This window comes from Pseudorhodobacter sp. W20_MBD10_FR17 (assembly GCF_052119765.1).
Lineage (GTDB): Bacteria > Pseudomonadota > Alphaproteobacteria > Rhodobacterales > Rhodobacteraceae > Pseudorhodobacter.
In genome coordinates, this window is sequence record NZ_JBGQOQ010000025.1 from 40239 (window position 1) to 55825 (window position 15587).

The 15587-nt window shown below is 56.7% G+C and carries 17 protein-coding genes and 1 tRNA gene; 8 read left to right on the forward strand and 10 right to left on the reverse strand.

What is annotated here, in order from left to right; translation table 11 throughout:
- The first annotated feature begins 3 nt into the window (after window positions 1-3).
- Window positions 4-882 carry a peptidoglycan DD-metalloendopeptidase family protein gene (locus tag ACEN2J_RS15550; protein WP_442107023.1) on the forward strand — a complete coding sequence of 293 codons (879 nt, stop codon included), beginning with the start codon at window positions 4-6 and terminating at the stop codon, window positions 880-882.
- A gap of 168 nt (window positions 883-1050) precedes the next feature.
- Here ACEN2J_RS15550 and ACEN2J_RS15555 read toward each other — a convergent pair whose 3' ends face one another.
- Together ACEN2J_RS15555 and ACEN2J_RS15560 are read right to left on the reverse strand one after the other, a co-directional pair.
- Window positions 1051-1677 carry a TetR/AcrR family transcriptional regulator gene (locus ACEN2J_RS15555; RefSeq protein ID WP_442107024.1) on the reverse strand — a complete coding sequence of 209 codons (627 nt, stop codon included), beginning with the start codon at window positions 1675-1677 and terminating at the stop codon, window positions 1051-1053.
- A 74-nt stretch (window positions 1678-1751) separates the two neighbouring features.
- The gene (locus tag ACEN2J_RS15560) at window positions 1752-1919 is read right to left on the reverse strand and encodes a hypothetical protein (protein ID WP_442107025.1); all 168 of its coding nucleotides are present in this window, start codon (window positions 1917-1919) and stop codon (window positions 1752-1754) included.
- 169 nt (window positions 1920-2088) lie between these two features.
- On the opposite strand from ACEN2J_RS15560, the gene mbfA reads away from it, so the two are divergent.
- On the forward strand, window positions 2089-3066 hold the full coding sequence (mbfA, locus tag ACEN2J_RS15565) for an iron exporter MbfA (RefSeq protein WP_442107026.1): 978 nt from the start codon (window positions 2089-2091) through the stop codon (window positions 3064-3066).
- On the opposite strand, the gene ACEN2J_RS15570 is transcribed toward mbfA, so the two are convergent.
- On the reverse strand, window positions 3006-3962 hold the full coding sequence (locus tag ACEN2J_RS15570; protein WP_442107027.1) for a LysR substrate-binding domain-containing protein: 957 nt from the start codon (window positions 3960-3962) through the stop codon (window positions 3006-3008). The genes mbfA and ACEN2J_RS15570 overlap by 61 nt on opposite strands.
- 147 nt (window positions 3963-4109) lie before the next feature.
- Between ACEN2J_RS15570 and katG the strand changes: the two genes are divergently transcribed.
- The gene (gene katG / locus ACEN2J_RS15575; protein WP_442107028.1) at window positions 4110-6269 is read left to right on the forward strand and encodes a catalase/peroxidase HPI; all 2160 of its coding nucleotides are present in this window, start codon (window positions 4110-4112) and stop codon (window positions 6267-6269) included.
- Between the two features lie 64 nt (window positions 6270-6333).
- Here the strand turns inward: katG and ACEN2J_RS15580 are convergent, their stop codons facing one another.
- From ACEN2J_RS15580 to ACEN2J_RS15595, 4 genes are all read right to left on the reverse strand, one after another.
- Window positions 6334-6762 carry a TIGR01244 family sulfur transferase gene (locus ACEN2J_RS15580; protein ID WP_442107029.1) on the reverse strand — a complete coding sequence of 143 codons (429 nt, stop codon included), beginning with the start codon at window positions 6760-6762 and terminating at the stop codon, window positions 6334-6336.
- A 14-nt stretch (window positions 6763-6776) separates the two neighbouring features.
- Window positions 6777-7211, reverse strand: coding sequence for a DUF6691 family protein (locus tag ACEN2J_RS15585; RefSeq protein ID WP_442107030.1), 435 nt, complete (start codon window positions 7209-7211; stop codon window positions 6777-6779).
- Window positions 7211-7636, reverse strand: a complete 426-nt coding sequence (locus tag ACEN2J_RS15590; RefSeq protein WP_442107041.1) for a YeeE/YedE family protein — start codon at window positions 7634-7636, stop codon at window positions 7211-7213. Before ACEN2J_RS15590 ends, ACEN2J_RS15585 begins: the two co-directional genes overlap by 1 nt.
- A gap of 134 nt (window positions 7637-7770) precedes the next feature.
- Complete coding sequence (locus tag ACEN2J_RS15595; protein ID WP_442107031.1) at window positions 7771-8634, reverse strand: MBL fold metallo-hydrolase; 864 nt, start codon at window positions 8632-8634, stop codon at window positions 7771-7773.
- Window positions 8635-8809: 175 nt separating this feature from the next.
- On the opposite strand from ACEN2J_RS15595, the gene ACEN2J_RS15600 reads away from it, so the two are divergent.
- Both ACEN2J_RS15600 and ACEN2J_RS15605 read left to right on the forward strand, forming a co-directional pair.
- A complete protein-coding gene (locus ACEN2J_RS15600) occupies window positions 8810-9007 on the forward strand; it encodes a hypothetical protein (RefSeq protein WP_442107032.1) in 198 nt (65 codons plus the stop codon).
- A 106-nt stretch (window positions 9008-9113) separates the two neighbouring features.
- Complete coding sequence (locus ACEN2J_RS15605; RefSeq protein ID WP_442107033.1) at window positions 9114-10949, forward strand: enoyl-CoA hydratase-related protein; 1836 nt, start codon at window positions 9114-9116, stop codon at window positions 10947-10949.
- On the opposite strand, the gene ACEN2J_RS15610 is transcribed toward ACEN2J_RS15605, so the two are convergent.
- On the reverse strand, window positions 10946-11161 hold the full coding sequence (locus tag ACEN2J_RS15610) for a hypothetical protein (RefSeq protein WP_442107034.1): 216 nt from the start codon (window positions 11159-11161) through the stop codon (window positions 10946-10948). The two genes, ACEN2J_RS15605 and ACEN2J_RS15610, sit on opposite strands and share 4 nt — an antisense overlap.
- Window positions 11162-11485: 324 nt before the next feature.
- Between ACEN2J_RS15610 and ACEN2J_RS15615 the strand changes: the two genes are divergently transcribed.
- Window positions 11486-11740: a DUF2312 domain-containing protein gene (locus ACEN2J_RS15615; protein WP_442107035.1), complete on the forward strand. Its 255-nt coding sequence runs from the start codon at window positions 11486-11488 to the stop codon at window positions 11738-11740.
- A gap of 55 nt (window positions 11741-11795) precedes the next feature.
- Here the strand turns inward: ACEN2J_RS15615 and ACEN2J_RS15620 are convergent, their stop codons facing one another.
- On the reverse strand, window positions 11796-12668 hold the full coding sequence (locus tag ACEN2J_RS15620) for a hypothetical protein (RefSeq protein ID WP_442107036.1): 873 nt from the start codon (window positions 12666-12668) through the stop codon (window positions 11796-11798).
- Between the two features lie 111 nt (window positions 12669-12779).
- Between ACEN2J_RS15620 and ACEN2J_RS15625 the strand changes: the two genes are divergently transcribed.
- Window positions 12780-14453 carry an ABC transporter permease gene (locus ACEN2J_RS15625; protein WP_442107042.1) on the forward strand — a complete coding sequence of 558 codons (1674 nt, stop codon included), beginning with the start codon at window positions 12780-12782 and terminating at the stop codon, window positions 14451-14453.
- A gap of 63 nt (window positions 14454-14516) precedes the next feature.
- Window positions 14517-14592 (forward strand) — tRNA-Thr (locus tag ACEN2J_RS15630).
- A gap of 310 nt (window positions 14593-14902) precedes the next feature.
- On the opposite strand, the gene ACEN2J_RS15635 is transcribed toward ACEN2J_RS15630, so the two are convergent.
- Window positions 14903-15103, reverse strand: coding sequence for a hypothetical protein (locus ACEN2J_RS15635; protein ID WP_442107037.1), 201 nt, complete (start codon window positions 15101-15103; stop codon window positions 14903-14905).
- Window positions 15104-15587 lie beyond the last annotated feature (484 nt).

Genomic DNA, 15587 nt, shown 5'->3' on the forward strand with positions numbered 1-15587 from the left:
CCCATGCCCGAGTATTCTAAAATCGCCGCCCAACTTACAGGCCAGCCCGACCTCTATTCAGCCTTGCTTGCAGCCGAGGGGGCGCCAGATTTAGACAGGCTTATAGCTGCCTGCGATGCAGAGGTCGCCGCACGGCTCGCCTCGGTCGATCAAGGCTTGCTGCGCGCAATTTTACGGGTCGGCGCGGGGAATGAGGCCGTCGACGGGGCAGGGCGCGTCATCGACCACCTGAAAACCACCACGCCAGCGCCTGTATTTTTGCCCGAGATCAACGCAGGCCCTAGCATTTCCTTGCCCACCGGTGGCCAGCGCCCCGATATGCCAGCCTTTTCCGACCGCGCCTTTGACGCATGGTTCACAGCGCAAAATGTGCCTTACGGCCTTGGTCTATACGGTGAAAACCGCACCTGTTACGCCAGCGCCCAATTCGCCGACAAAGCCAGTGACGAGCGGCGCACCGTGCATCTGGGCGTTGATGTTTTCGCCCCCGCAGGCACCCCTGTTTACGCGCCCTTTGCAGGCAAGGTGCGGCACCTGACCTATAACGCCGACCCGCTGGATTATGGCCATACGTTAATATTGGAACACGCAGGCCCTTTGCCATTCTTTACCCTCTACGGCCATCTTGGCAGCAGCTTGCCAAGCCTTTTGACGGTGGGTGAGAGTGTCGCTGCGGGGCAACATATCGCGCATCTGGGCGATTGGCATGAAAATGGCGGCTGGGCGGCACATCTGCATTTCCAAATCATGACTACGATGCTGGAACAAACGCAGGGGAATTTTTTTGGCGTTGGCCATGCGGGCCTGTGGGGCGTGTGGTCACAAATCTGCCCCGACCCTAACCTGATTTTGCGGATTGATCCGGCACGGTTTGTGGTCTGAAATCCTGCCATTGCGGGGCTTTGCAAAGGGTGGGCTTAGGTATTTGGGCCAAGATGAAATGGCGGGGCAGTTCTAGGCCGTCACCTTGACGCATAAAGTCGTAGACAGGGGGGCGAATTCATCGGGTAATTCGCTCCCCTATTCAGGGCCCAATACCGGCAAGCTGCGTTAGGGTGTTTCTGCACCAAACCGCGCCAAAAACATTGCCACAGCGCCGTTGATAACCCGATCTTTTTCGGCCTGCGTGGGCTTGGATTTAAGCCCGAGCAGCATTTGCAAAAACAGTTCGGTGCGGCACATTTCGGCAAACAGATCGGCGGCCAGATCTTTGTCATCAATCTGAATCTCGCCGCGCTGCTCGGCCTCATTCAGATAGCTTACCATGCGGTTGCGGCCTGTCATAGGGCCGGTTTCATAAAATTGACGGCCAAGCTCGGGGAAACGCTCGCTTTCGGCGACAACCAGACGGAACATGCGCAGATAGAAATCTGACGTATACACCTCGACCAGCGTAACGGCTGCGATCTGCAGGGCTTCTTTCAGCTTGATGTGGGGTAAGATTTTGCTTTCGGCATCAACGATTTGGCGGTCACATTCGGTCTTGACCACCTCTTGAAACATTAGCCGTTTATCGGGGAAATAGCTGTAAAGCGTGGCCTTGGACACACCTGCCGCGCGGGCAATATCATCGACGCTTGCCCCTTCGAACCCTTGGGTCAAAAACACATCGCGTGCGCCGGCCAGCACGTCATCATACTTGCGGCCCTTGCGGGGGGCCTGCGCTGCTGCGCCCATGTTTTGCCTCCCCGAATTGCGAAATTGCTGGCACCCAGCATAGACCGGACCGTTTGGGGCAGGCAAGGGCTGGGTTATTTTCCGCCGCAGTGTACCGCAGCGCCGATGCTTGTCTGGTCAGCGCAGCCTTGGGTGGTGGTGGGGGTACTGGTCGGCCATGTCAGGCGCGGCAAGTCGATCATTTGGGCAAAGGCCGGGGCGGCCAGAAAACCAAGGGCAATTGCGATACGCAGAGCGTTCATTTTTACCATCCATAGCTAAACTAAACGGTTCAGTTCTGTACGTCTGCACCGAGTCCCGCCTTGCTGCAAGTAAAAAATGAACCGATCGGTTTAGTAAATTTTATGCCTGTGGGATTGCGCTTTGTTTGAGGTGCCGATAAATTAGAACTATTCTAAAGTGGAGACGACCATGATCCCCGGCTTTTCCAACCGCCGCCGTTTTTCCGACCTGTCCGAGCAAGAGATTTTGGCGCTGGCCATTTCCTCTGAAGAGGATGACGCCCGCATCTACCGCAGCTTTGCCGAGGCTCTGCGCGGTGAATACCCCAACTCTGCCGCCGTATTCGATGGCATGGCCGAGGAAGAAGATACCCACCGCCAGCGCCTGATTGATCTGCACGTCACGCGGTTTGGCAAGGTTATCCCGCTGATCCGGCGTGAACATGTTGCGGGGTTTTATGCCCGTCGCCCTGTGTGGCTGACCCATAACCTCGGGCTGGAAAAGATTAGGGCCGAGGCGGCCGCGATGGAAAAGGACGCGCATGATTTTTATATGCGCGCCGCCGCCAGCACCACCGATGCCGGTACACGCAAGCTGTTGGGTGACCTTGCCGCCGCCGAGGCTGCACACGAAAACCGCGCTATAGCGCTTGAGGCCCAGCATTTGGGCAGTGATGCGCGTTCCGAGGAAGATCAGAACGCCCACCGTCAGTTTGTGTTAACATGGGTGCAGCCGGGCCTTGCAGGGTTGATGGACGGCTCGGTTTCCACCCTTGCGCCGATTTTCGCTGTGGCCTTTGCGACGCAGGATAACCACACGACTTTGCTTGTTGGTCTGGCCGCTGCAATTGGCGCGGGCATCTCGATGGGCTTTACCGAAGCGGCATCGGATGATGGCCAGCTTTCGGGCCGTGGCTCGCCCATCAAGCGTGGTATCGCGGCCGGTGTGATGACCACTTTGGGCGGGCTTGGCCACGCGCTGCCCTATCTGATTCCCGATTTCTGGACCGCCACGATCATCGCGATCATTCTTGTGTTCTTTGAGCTGTGGGCGATTGCTTGGATCCAAAACCGCTATATGGAAACCCCGTTTTTGCGCGCGGCCTTTCAGGTGGTACTGGGCGGGGCACTTGTGTTGGGCGCGGGGATGTTAATCGGCGCGGGTTGAACCGGTTTTAGCGACCCAACCTGCTGCACAATACCCGCGATATGCGCCAGTTGGTCGGCCAAAGGGTTGGTCTTGCGCCACACCATCCCGATTGTGCGGGTTGGTCGTGGTTGCGCCAACCGCGCGATCGAAACATCGGCTGACCGCGTCTCAATCGCGACTGCCATTTCGGGGATCAACGTTACGCCGATCCCCGCGCCGACCATCTGCACCAGCGTCGACAGCGCGCTGCCCTCCATCAAATCACGCGGCACGGCCGAGGACATCTTGCAAAACGACAAGGCCTGATCGCGAAAACAATGGCCTTCCTCTAGCAATAAAAGCCGCATTTCGCGCAAGGATTGTGGGTTTGGGACTGGCTTATCCGCATCTTCCAATGGCCTCACCAGTACGAATTCTTCCTCAAACAGTGGCTCTTCATGCAGTGACGGCTCGGATACTGGCAGCGCCACAATCGCCGTATCCAGCTTGCCATCTTTCAAATCTGCCAGCAGCTTTTGCGTCACCGCCTCACGCGGGCGCAGGTCAAGCACCGAATAACGGCCCGTCAACGCCTTGATAATCTTCGGCAAAAGATAGGGTGCCACTGTTGGAATAATCCCGATCCGCAGGCGCCCGACCAGCGGGCTATAGGAGGCGCGGGCCAGATCGTCGAGCTCATCCACTTGCCGCAAAATATCGCGCGCCCGAATGGCAAATATTTCGCCAAGGCTGGTCAGCCTGATCTGGCGCGCGCCGCGTTCCACCAAAGGCGTGCCCAAAATCGTCTCCAGCTCTTTGATCTGCAACGACAATGCGGGCTGGGAAATAGCGCAGGTATCTGCCGCACGCCCGAAATGGCCATGGTGGGCCAGCGCCTCGAAGTACCGCAGATGCTTTAAAGTAATTCCAATCATAAGTATTTCCTATCGCAGAAATTGGAAAATGCAAATTTTAATTATCGGTTGCGCCTGCTAATATCACGTCAATCGGGGCAGGTCTTAGATTCGAAACGTCTGAAACCTGCCCCACCGACCCGAAATACCCAAAGCAGGAGAGCAAAGATGAGTGATACTAGCAGCGGCAAATGCCCGGTTATGCACGGGGCTGTTACGGCCAATTCCAACGCGAATGCAGAATGGTGGCCGAACGCCCTCAACCTCGACATCCTGCACCAGCATGACAGCAAAACCAACCCGATGGACCCCGATTTTGATTATCAAGCCGAGGTTGCAAAGCTGGATTTCGCAGCGCTGAAAGCTGACTTGACCGCCTTGATGACCGACAGCCAAAGCTGGTGGCCTGCCGATTGGGGCCATTACGGCGGCTTTATGATCCGCATGGCGTGGCATTCGGCAGGCTCATACCGTTTGGCCGATGGTCGCGGTGGCGGTAATACCGGCAACCAGCGTTTTGCGCCGCTGAATTCGTGGCCGGATAACGTTAGTCTTGATAAAGCGCGCCGCCTGCTGTGGCCGATCAAAAAGAAATACGGCAACAAGCTGAGCTGGGCCGATCTGATGCTGCTGGCCGGTAATGTGGCCTACGAATCGATGGGCTTGAAAACCTTTGGTTTCGGTTTTGGACGCGCCGATATTTGGGGCCCCGAAAAAGACGTGTATTGGGGCGCTGAAAAGGAATGGCTGGCCGATTCCGATGGTCGTTATGGCGATCTGAATGATGCCAGCACCATGGAAAACCCGCTTGCCGCTGTGCAAATGGGCCTGATCTATGTGAACCCCGAAGGCGTGAACGGCAAGCCCGACCCGCTGCGCACCGCCCTGCATGTGCGTGAAACTTTTGCCCGTATGGCGATGAACGACGAAGAAACCGTGGCCCTGACGGCTGGCGGCCACACTGTCGGCAAATGCCACGGCAACGGCAATGCGGCCCTGATAGGTGAGGCCCCCGAAGGTGCCCCGCTGGAAGAGCAAGGCATGGGCTGGCGCAACGGCAACCCCAATTCTGGCGTGGGTCGCCACACCGTTTCCAGCGGTATCGAAGGCGCTTGGACGACCGAACCCACCAAATGGGACAACGGTTATTTCAAATTGCTGTTCAAATATGACTGGGAGCTGCGCAAAAGCCCCGCCGGCGCGCATCAGTGGGAGCCGATCAACATCGCCGAGGAAGACAAGCCCGTTGATGTCGAAGATCCGCAGGTCCGCTATAACCCGATCATGACCGATGCCGATATGGCCATGAAAATGGACCCGATCTATCGCGAAATCTCTGAACGCTTTGCCGCCGATCAGGACTATTTCTCGGAAACCTTTGCGCGTGCTTGGTTTAAACTGACGCACCGTGATTTGGGGCCGAAAAGCCGTTACATCGGGCCAGAGGTTCCTGCCGAAGATTTGATTTGGCAAGATCCGGTGCCAGCAGGCAACACGGGCTATGACGTTGCAGCGGTTAAGGCAAAAATCGCGGCTTCCGGCCTGTCGGTGTCTGATATGGTCACCACCGCTTGGGATTCTGCCCGCACCTATCGCGGGTCGGATTTGCGTGGCGGTGCCAATGGTGCCCGCATCCGCCTTGCCCCGCAAAAAGATTGGGAAGGCAATGAACCTGCACGTCTGGCCGCTGTTTTGGCCAAACTGGAAGCTATCGCTGCCGACACTGGCGCAAGCGTTGCCGATGTGATCGTGCTTGCCGGTAACGTAGGGGTTGAGGCTGCTGCCAAAGCTGCTGGCTATGATTTGGCGCTGCCCTTTACCAAAGGTCGCGGTGATGCCACCGATGCCATGACGGATGCCGATAGCTTTGACGTGCTGGAACCCATCCACGATGGTTTCCGCAACTGGCTTAAAAAAGACTATGCCGTAAGCGCCGAAGAACTGTTGCTGGATCGTAGCCAGCTGATGGGCCTGACAGCGCATGAAGTGACGGTTCTTGTTGGCGGTATGCGGGTTATCGGCACCAACTTTGGCGGCACCGCGCATGGCGTGTTCACCGACCGTGTTGGCGCGTTGACACCTGATTTCTTTGTCAACCTGACCGATATGGCGTTCAAATGGGTGCCAAAAGGCAAAAACCTGTATGAAATCCAAGACCGCAAGTCGGGTGCCGCGAAATGGACAGCAACACGGGTTGATCTGGTGTTTGGTTCGAACTCGGTCCTGCGCGCCTATGCCGAGGTGTATGCACAAGACGACAACGCAGCGAAGTTTGTTAAAGATTTTGCAGCGGCTTGGACCAAGGTTATGAATGCCGATCTGGTGTGATCTAGGCTTATAAAACGAAAAATGCCGGGCAATTCGCCCGGCATTTTTTTTGGTGTAAGGTGGTTCAGCCGTTTTTGGCCATCGCGTCCAATTGGCCGCGCAACCCTTCCAGCTGATACCCAAACCGGCCCGGAATCGCGATCAGATCATCGGTTGGCATTTGCCCTGCATGGGCCAGCGCCCAACAGATTGAGGACCGGTTCCCCGAGGCACAATAGGCCAGAACGGGGCCGCCAGCCTCTTTGATCGCTGCCGCTTGCGCGGTCACATTTTCCATCGTCATCATGCCGCCGATAACAGGGTTGGCAAAGAAAGCCAGCCCAGCAGCCTCGGCCGCGCTGCGCATCGTGATGGTCTGCAAATTAGGCGGAATTTCTGCATCGGGGCGGTTGTCGATCACCGCAACATAGCCAGCCGCCTTAAGCGCCGCCAGATCGGCAGTCTCAATCTGCGGGGATACAGAATAGGTCGGGGTAAGAGCACGAATATCCATCATAATTCCTTAAGCTAAGCCGAGTGAGTTTCGATTTTTTGGCGTATTGGTGGCGCAACATACATACCCACTGCCATCGCAACAATGAACAGCAGCCCGCCCCAGCCGCCAAACGTCGCCGAGGCCATTGCAGGGCCCGGGCAAAGGCCCGCAAGGCCCCAGCCCATGCCAAACAAAAGCGAGCCTATAACGATGTTTGCGTCAGGATTTGCTGTGCTATTGGTCAATGGCAAAGGATTGCCCAGCACAGCCACCCGCCGCCGCGCCGCCACGCGCCACGCAATCGCCATTGGTATGATTGCCCCGCCCAAAACAAAGGCCAGCGTTGGGTCCCATGCGCCGAACACATCCAGCCAGCCCTGAACCTTGGTCGTGTCAACCATGCCCGAAATCAGCAGGCCTGTGCCAAACATCGCGCCCGATACAAAAGCAAAGATGTTGCGTTTCATCAGATCACCCCCAAAACATGGCGGAACAAGGCCATCATTAGCCCACCGCCCAGTAGGTAAAATACGGTGGCCACTATGCCCCGCAGCGACAGTCGTGAAATTCCGCAAACGCCGTGGCCCGAGGTGCAGCCATTGGCCAACCGCGTCCCAATCCCGACCAAAAGGCCCGCGGCGATGATGACGACCGGATTGCTGGTGATATTGGTTGTCGCGCCATCCATGCCTAACGCCAAAATCGCGGGCAGAATCACCAAGCCTGCGATAAAAGCAATTTTTTCAGCCGATGTCTCTTTGGCCGAGCCATCCACCAGCCCGCCCATGATGCCGGAGGCGCCCATGATGCGCCCGTTCACCAGCAAATAAAGTGCCGCCGATGTGCCGATTAACAGCCCACCAACAAGCCCCCAGATCCATTCTATTTGTATCATCTTTTCCCCTGCATCGCAGCAAACCTGCGCACACTCTTTGGCCGCGCGTATATCGTTTTGCTGTGCGTAAAACAAACGTTTGCCCCACGCATGTCAATTTGCATGGGGCAGTTGGTAAAACCCAAAGGACCTTAAAGGCCGTTGACCGGAACCTTAAGGTAGGTCTGCCCGTTTTCTTCGGGTTCGGGCATCTGGCCCGCGCGCATATTAACCTGCAACGACGGGATAATCAGCCGCGGCATTGCCAGCGTTGCATCACGGGCATCGCGCATCGCCATGAACTCTTCTTTCGATTTGCCCGCGCCGATGTGGACATTCAGCGTTTTTTGCGCGCCAACTGTGGTTTCCCACGCAAATTCATCACGGCCGGGGGCTTTGTAATCATGGCCTACGAAAATGCGGGTCTCATCGGGCAGGGCCAGAATTTTCTGCACAGAATCGAACAGCGTTGCCGAGGATCCACCAGGGAAGTCACAGCGCGCAGTACCAAAATCGGGCATGAACAGCGTATCGCCGACAAAGGCCGCATCGCCCACAACATAGGTCAGGCAGGCAGGCGTGTGGCCGGGCGTGTGCAATACATCGACGCGCATTTGCCCGATCATAAAGCTGTCGCCTTGCTCAAACAACTTGTCAAACTGCGAGCCGTCACGCTGAAAGCGGGTGCCCTCATTAAACACTTTGCCAAACGTGTCTTGGACAACGGTAATCCGCTGCCCGATCCCGATTTTACCGCCCAGCCGTTCTTGGATATAAGGCGCGGCAGACAGGTGGTCAGCATGGACATGGGTTTCCAAAATCCATTGCAAATCAAGGTTTTCCGCGCGAATGAAAGCGACCACGGCATCTGCAGAACGCGTATCGGTGCGGCCCGAGGCATAGTCAAAATCCAAAACGGAATCGATAATAGCACAGGCGCGGCCGTTGGGTTCGCGCACAACATAGGTAAGGGTATTGGTGGCTTCATCAAAGAAGGCATGGATAAGCGGTTTCATGGGCGGCCCCTGATTGCTGCGTTACGGGTATGATATAGCATGGAATTTACACATTACAAGAATTGAATATGTAAAATATGCCAATCTTGACATGTATCAAACCCAAATCTTGTTAGACGTGCTATAGACAAAACGTCCCGTGATCTGTGGGGCAGCAGACCTAAAGGGGGGAATGATGACAGATAGCGCAACACCTAAGGCCACAAACGGCACTGAGCCGGTTCATGCAAACGCTGACACAAAACCTCTGACGGGTTTGTTTGATGAGATGCAGGCGTTGATGGCGGTGATGCCGGGTATGGTGTTTGACCAAAACACGCCGGTCGCGACCGAAGAAGAAATCGAAGCGATGTTTGACAATATGCCCCTTTAGCGCGGTATTCGCCGTCTTTTCAGCAGGATGGTGTTGCCAAGCCCCGGCAGAAACTTGTTAATAGCCCAAGTCACAGGCGCTTGGCCTGTTTTGTCTGGGCGGGCCTATGCTTGAAAGCACACATCCTTTTGTCACCTTTGAACAGCGCGGCGCTGTGCGGGTGCTATGGATAGATAACCCACCGGTAAATATGCTGGCCGTAGGTGTGCGGGCGGGCTTGACCACGGGGCTGTTCGCAGCCTTTGCCGATCCGGCCACCCATGCCATTGCGATTTTGGCGCGGGGGCGCACGTTTCCGGCCGGTGCCGATATTTCCGAATTTGACCAGCCGCCGCAAGCGCCTTTGCTGCCCGAACTGTGTTCGATGGTTGAGGCCAGCCCTAAACCGGTTGTTGTAGGCCTGCATGGTACGGCGCTGGGCGGCGGGCTAGAGTTGGCACTGGCGGCACATGCGCGGGTTGGGCTTGCCGATGCACGGCTGGCCCTGCCCGAGGTGAGTTTGGGGATTCTGCCGGGGGCAGGGGGCACCCAGCGTTTGCCGCGTTTGATTGGCGCGCAAGAGGCATTGCGCCTGATGATCACCGGCACACCGATCAGCGCGGTTGAGGCGCTGGCAATGGGCATTTTGGACAAAGTGGTCGAGCAGGATCTGACCGAAGCCACCGTTGCAATGGCGCTGCATCTTGCCCCGAGCAAACCGGTTCCGACCCATGATCGGCGCGACGGGATGCGTAACCCCAAGGCCTATTTCGCCGCCATAGCCGAGGCGCGGCGCAAATATGCGGTTATGCCTCTTCCGGGGCCGGGCCGCATTATTGATTGCGTTGAGGCCGCGCAGCTTTTGCCGTTCGACCAAGGGCTTGCCTTTGAAAGCGCTGCCTTTGCCGAGTTGGTCACCACCCCCGAGGCCGAGGCGCTGCGCCATGTGTTCTTTGCAGAGCGCCGTGCGGCCAAGATGGTTGGTGCCCGCGGCAAGCCGCTGCCTATTGCCCAAATCACCGTGCTGGGTGCAGGGGCCGATGGTGTTGCCCTGACCCAAGAGCTGTTGGCGGCGGGTTATGAAGTGACCTTGGTGGATATCAGCGCCGAAGCCCTGACCGCAGGGCTAGAGGCGATTGCGACGCATCTGGCGGCTGCATTGGACGCGAAAACCCTAAGCCAAGCCGCGCATGATGATCATTGGGCGCGGCTGTTGGCCGCTTTGCCCAATGAGGATGGCGATGCGGCGGACATGCTGTTTCTGACCGGCCCCTTCCGGCTGCCAAAGGCCGAAGTACCGCTGGTTGCACTTAAGGCCGGTGCGCCCGTTGTTAGCATGGGGCGGGTTGGCGTCGGTGGCGCACGCGGGCTGGGCCTTGTCTTGTGGCCGGCCACGGGCAACGGGCGTTTGGCTGAGGTGTTGATCGCAGACCAAACCGGCCCCGAGGCTATTGCGACATTGCTTTCGGTTGTGAAACGCTTGGGCAGGCAGGTTTTGCAAGGGCAGGGCACGGGCATCACGCATGGCCTTGCTGTGGCGCTGCAAGCCAGCCTTGGGTCGCTAGAGGATCAGCACGGCCCCGCACCCGTTTTGGACCTGTTGCAGCGTTGGGGTATGCCGCGTGCCCAAGATCGCACTGGGACCAATCCAAAGGGACGCGTGGACCTGTGGGCAGGGCTGGCACCGCAGGTTTTGGGTGCATTGGCCAATGCAGGCCTGCGCATGATTGGCGACGGTAAGGCGCTGCGCCCATCTGATGTGGATTTGGCGATGATTGTCGGGCTTGGCTTTCCGCGCTGGGGCGGGGGGCCGATGCTTTGGGCGCAGCATCGCGGGCTGATGGTGCTGCGCGATGATCTGATCCGCTTGGCCAATGATGCCCCCGATGTTTGGGAGCCTGCGCCTTTGCTGGATGATATGATCCGGCAAGGCGTATCTTTGGCTGACCTGAACGCCGATTAGCGCAGAAAAATACCCAGCACCACCAGCATCAATCCAAGCGCAGACACACCCAGTGCGCCCATATTAAAAACCACAACCTTTTGCAGTGCTGTGCGCATGGCCTCTTCGGGCAGGCCTGAATTGCGGGCGCGCAATGCCATCACAACACACCAACCCAGCCCGGCAACCCCAATCAGGGATACGGCGGCACCGATCCAAATCAAAACGTCCATTGCGCCTCCTTTATTCACCGCTTTGTGCGGATTGTTTCTTTGCCCTATCGAACCCAAGCGAGCCTGACAAGAGAGGCTGTCACCCTTGCAGCACGCCTAAAGCGTTTCAGAGAGAGGCCAATCCACAGGTTTTGGCGGCGTCCCTGAAAACCCGTACTTGAACAGCCATCCCTACCGCGCTAAAGCATTTCGGGTTTGATACGCGTAAGCAGATCAAACCCAAAACGCAAATGACCACGCCCAAGACTTTCTTGGTTTGCAACCCGTCTGGCAAGATTGATCGCAAGCCGCTTTGGGCAAAGGTTCCCTATATAAGAGGCAAACATGAGCGATCCAATCGACCAGTATTCCGTAACCGCAGACGAACTGCGCGCCTTCATCGAGCGTTTTGAGCAATTGGACGCCGAGAAGAAAGACTTGGCAGAGCAGCAAAAAGAGCTGATGGCCGAGGCGAAAGGCCGTGGGTATGACACCAAGATTTTGCGCAAAGTCGTGGCGCTGCGCAAACGCACGCCTGATGATGTTGCCGAAGAAGAAGCCGTTTTGGAATTGTACAAAACTGCGCTTGGCATGCAGTGATTAAAGGTGGCCTGTTGGCCACCTTATACCACAGGTTTCGGTGCAGTTTTGGCCGTCATGGCGCGAGAAACGTAACCCCGTCCATCGCTATGATCCGCGATACATCTTGGTCATAGGCCTCGGTCGTGCGGGCGATCAAATCCTCTGACCACCCCTCCATTTCGATATTGAAATCAATTTGTTCCGGCAGAACGAATTTGTCCAAAAAGGCCGAAACAACCCGCCTGTGTTGGGCGGTGTTTTGCGGCGGGTGGGATTTCATATAGGTGTTCATCCGCGCCAGCCCATCCTCGGACATGATCGAAACCAGCAGATCGTCGGTATCGGTCAATGTCACCGCATCGCTATGGCCAGACACGGCTTGCAAAACCTCGGGCCATAGGAGGGGTGTGTCTTCATCGCACCAAATGGTTATTGGTACAGTCGGATTTGCATCGCGCAATGCGGCAACCAATGTTGACCAGCGCAGGTTATCCACCTCCACGCCATCCATGAATTCTTCGTAATTGCGGCCATGTTGCTTTTGATACACCGCCGGAACGAACGTGGCCGGGTTGCGGATGGCAAGGTGAAACTCGGCCTCACAGCCGGGAAAGACTTGGCAAAACGCGGCCATGCGTTCAGCGCCAGAGCTGTAGATGCCGCCGCGCAGTGCGCCTTGTGCATAGCCCAGAAAATTATCCCAAGACAGAATAACCCGGTCTGCCTCATCATCTGACAGGATCTGATCCAAAACCAAATCCTGTGCGTCTTGGGTGGCGCTTTCGCCTTTCAGCGCCATAGCCGTGTCGCGCAGCAGGGTCCGGTATTTTGCAGGCCCCGGCACGACAATGCCTTCATTCGCCAGCGCATCCCGGTTTTTCAACAAACAGCGCAGCAGCCGTTCTTCATCCGTACAATGGGCGCCGAGGTGATAAACAATCCGCATCAAAGCCTTCCGGTTGGTCTTTTCTTTGCGCACCAAAGGGGTACGCCAATGTGTCGCGACTATACGGGCTTTTCTGGACAGTTAAAACGCTTTCCTATATCGCTGCGGTTTATGACCAAGCAAAACACTCAACAACCTATTCCTGCTGCACCAAGGGCTGCGTGGTTTCGCGCGCTTGACGGATGGTCGATTGGCGCCGCGCTGATCGCTTTTATCGTTGTTGCGCCGGTTGTTTCGGTGATTTGGCTGGCGTTTCATCCGGTTGAAAATATTTGGCCCCATATGATGGCCACTGTTTTGCCTCGCTATCTGGGCAATACGCTGTTTTTGATGGGCGGTGTTGGGGTGATAACCGCAACCGTGGGCACGGGGGCGGCGTGGTTGATTGCGATGTACCGCTTTCCGGGCAGCCGCTGGCTTGATTATGCGCTGCTGTTTCCACTGGCGATTCCCGGCTATGTCGGGGCCTATGCGCTGATTGATTTCTTTGATTATTCCGGTGTGGTGCAAACAGCCCTTCGGGCTAGCTTTGGCTGGGAAACGGCGCGCGACTACTGGTTTCCCGCAGTGCGCACGCGGTCGATGGCGGCGATCGTGCTGTCGGCGGCGCTGTACCCTTATGTCTACCTTTTGGCCCGTGCCGCATTTCGCGAGCAATCCAATTGCACCTATGAGGTGGCCCGCGCTTTGGGCTCTGGTCCTATGGCGCTGTTTTGGCGCGTAGGGTTGCCGCTGGCACGTCCGGCGATTGCGATGGGTGTGGCGTTGGCGCTGATGGAAACGGTCGCCGATTTTGGCACGGTTGATCATTTTGGCGTCCAAACCCTGACGACAGGTATTTTTTCGGTCTGGCTGAGTGGTGGCAATGCAGGGGGGGCTGCGCAGATTTCGCTGGTTATCTTGGCAATCGTCGTGGGTTTGCTGACGCTGGAACGGGTCAGCCGCCGTAACGCACGCTTTCACCGCATGTCCCGCGCCTCGCGCCCGTTAGAGCCGATGGCGTTGCGGGGGGGCAAGGCTTGGGCCGCAACTCTTGCCTGTTTGCTGCCGTTCGGGGTGGGGTTCGTTCTGCCCGTTTCGGTTATGCTGTCACATGCTGTGAAAAACCCCGCGGCGTGGGTGTCCAAAGGCCTGTTGCAGGCGCTGGGTAACACGATTGTGGTCGGCGGGGTCGCCTCGGTTCTAACGGTCGCGGGGGCGTTGTTTTTGGTTTACGGCGTGCGCATGGCACGGCGCGGCTTTCCTCGGCTGGTTTTGCCGCTGACTTCGGTTGGCTATGCCGCACCTGGCACGGTTTTGGCCGTTGGATTACTCATCCCCCTGGCCGCGATGGACCACCGCGTCGCCGATTTTATCTTGGCCATAACGGGGTATGATCCGGGGTTGATGCTGACGGGTACGGCTGCCGCGCTGATCCTTGCCTATTTCGTGCGATTCTTTGGAATCGCCCAAGGGTCGGTTGATTCGGCCTTTGGGCGCGTGTCACCCTCATTGCCCTTGGCCGCCCGGTCATTGGGCCGTGGTGCCGGTGCCACATTGCGAGAGGTCTATTTGCCCCTGATGCGGCGCTCGGTGGCCACCGCATTGCTGGTAGTTTTTGTCGATTGTGTCAAGGAACTGCCCGCAACGTTGTTGTTGCGCCCCTTTAATTACAATACCTTAGCGACACGCGTGTATGAGCAAGCCAGCCTTGAACGCCTTGGCGATGCCGCCCCAGCAGCTTTGTTGGTCATGGTTGTGGGGTTGGTGGCGGTTTGGGTCATGGCACACACAAATCGCGCGTAAATGTGTGAAATTTTTTTCCAAACCCTTGCGTCCCCGCAAATCAAAGGGTATCTGACCCTCGTTGCCCCTATAGCTCAGCTGGTAGAGCATCTGATTTGTAATCAGAGGGTCTGCGGTTCGAATCCGTATGGGGGCACCACTTTACTTGATTTAACTGTTGATTTCCAGTGGTTTGTGCCAATTGCGTTTCAGAGTATCCACCCGAATATCCACCTCTTGCTGCTTGATGCATATCGGGCGTTATCGGATTTTAGCGAGGGCTTGCAAATTCTTCGTTTGTTGTTACCGTTTGTCTTACATGATGTTTTTGCCTTTTTTGCCTAGCCAAATGGTGGATTATTCAATGAGTGCATCCTGCAGGCCGCCAACAGCAAAGTAAAAGTGTGCCCATCCCGCCCTAGCCCAGGGAGGCGGTGTCAGAGGCGCAGTCATCAGTTTTGCGCAACCCGCTAAATATCTAGATGCCCTATCGGAGCAAGCCCCTGATCCAACAGCCACTGTTCAAGCTCAAGCAAAAAATCGGCAATGAAAGCTGCCGCCATCCCAGCATAAATCTGCTCTGGATGGGCGAACTCACATAGGCAGTTAATTTCAGCTGATATGCTCTCGGGTAATGCACCCTCGCCATCCCAACTTTCCAACGTCTTCAACACACGAGTCCTTATGGCCCGCATTGGTCGGCGAACCGAAATTCGGTCTAGAACAAGCTCTGCTCTGTTCAAACCGCAAGTTTGGATTGTATAGCCGCCACAAGCGCTTGGGCCGTCCACTTTATTGCTAGGCCTAACTATCGGGAGCTCTTCCGATGCTTTCCAAACGAGCTCCAAGGCGGGGTCACGTCGGCTGGGGTCAATGAGTAAGGGATCTTCGTCGACTAAGTTGCATTGAATGCCAATTGCTCTTCGTCCACGCACCTCAAATTTGCTGGCCTTCCCAAAGCTATGTTTTGCGGGCTTGCTTAGAAGTGTTTCTACATCCTCTCGCGTCATGTTCTCGGTGACTATGTGCTGCTTAATACCCTGATTACAGTCTCGGCACGTGGGCAGCAGGTTCTCCCTGTTAATTGTCACTGAGAACTGACCCGGCGGGGGTGCGGACGAAAACTTGGACTATCTTGGAGATAGTTCATGTATA

Bases quoted from the DNA above. Each gene is read 5' to 3' on its own strand.
- ACEN2J_RS15605 (WP_442107033.1), top strand. From the start codon at position 9,114: ATGCTTGAAAGCACACATCCTTTTGTCACCTTTGAACAGCGCGGCGCT.
- ACEN2J_RS15620 (WP_442107036.1), bottom strand. From the start codon at position 12,668: ATGCGGATTGTTTATCACCTCGGCGCCCATTGTACGGATGAAGAACGG.
- ACEN2J_RS15610 (WP_442107034.1), bottom strand. From the start codon at position 11,161: ATGGACGTTTTGATTTGGATCGGTGCCGCCGTATCCCTGATTGGGGTT.
- ACEN2J_RS15615 (WP_442107035.1), top strand. From the start codon at position 11,486: ATGAGCGATCCAATCGACCAGTATTCCGTAACCGCAGACGAACTGCGC.
- ACEN2J_RS15570 (WP_442107027.1), bottom strand. From the start codon at position 3,962: ATGATTGGAATTACTTTAAAGCATCTGCGGTACTTCGAGGCGCTGGCC.
- ACEN2J_RS15595 (WP_442107031.1), bottom strand. From the start codon at position 8,634: ATGAAACCGCTTATCCATGCCTTCTTTGATGAAGCCACCAATACCCTT.
- ACEN2J_RS15580 (WP_442107029.1), bottom strand. From the start codon at position 6,762: ATGGATATTCGTGCTCTTACCCCGACCTATTCTGTATCCCCGCAGATT.
- ACEN2J_RS15550 (WP_442107023.1), top strand. From the start codon at position 4: ATGCCCGAGTATTCTAAAATCGCCGCCCAACTTACAGGCCAGCCCGAC.
- ACEN2J_RS15585 (WP_442107030.1), bottom strand. From the start codon at position 7,211: ATGAAACGCAACATCTTTGCTTTTGTATCGGGCGCGATGTTTGGCACA.
- katG (WP_442107028.1), top strand. From the start codon at position 4,110: ATGAGTGATACTAGCAGCGGCAAATGCCCGGTTATGCACGGGGCTGTT.
- ACEN2J_RS15555 (WP_442107024.1), bottom strand. From the start codon at position 1,677: ATGGGCGCAGCAGCGCAGGCCCCCCGCAAGGGCCGCAAGTATGATGAC.
- ACEN2J_RS15600 (WP_442107032.1), top strand. From the start codon at position 8,810: ATGACAGATAGCGCAACACCTAAGGCCACAAACGGCACTGAGCCGGTT.
- ACEN2J_RS15625 (WP_442107042.1), top strand. From the start codon at position 12,780: ATGACCAAGCAAAACACTCAACAACCTATTCCTGCTGCACCAAGGGCT.
- mbfA (WP_442107026.1), top strand. From the start codon at position 2,089: ATGATCCCCGGCTTTTCCAACCGCCGCCGTTTTTCCGACCTGTCCGAG.
- ACEN2J_RS15560 (WP_442107025.1), bottom strand. From the start codon at position 1,919: ATGAACGCTCTGCGTATCGCAATTGCCCTTGGTTTTCTGGCCGCCCCG.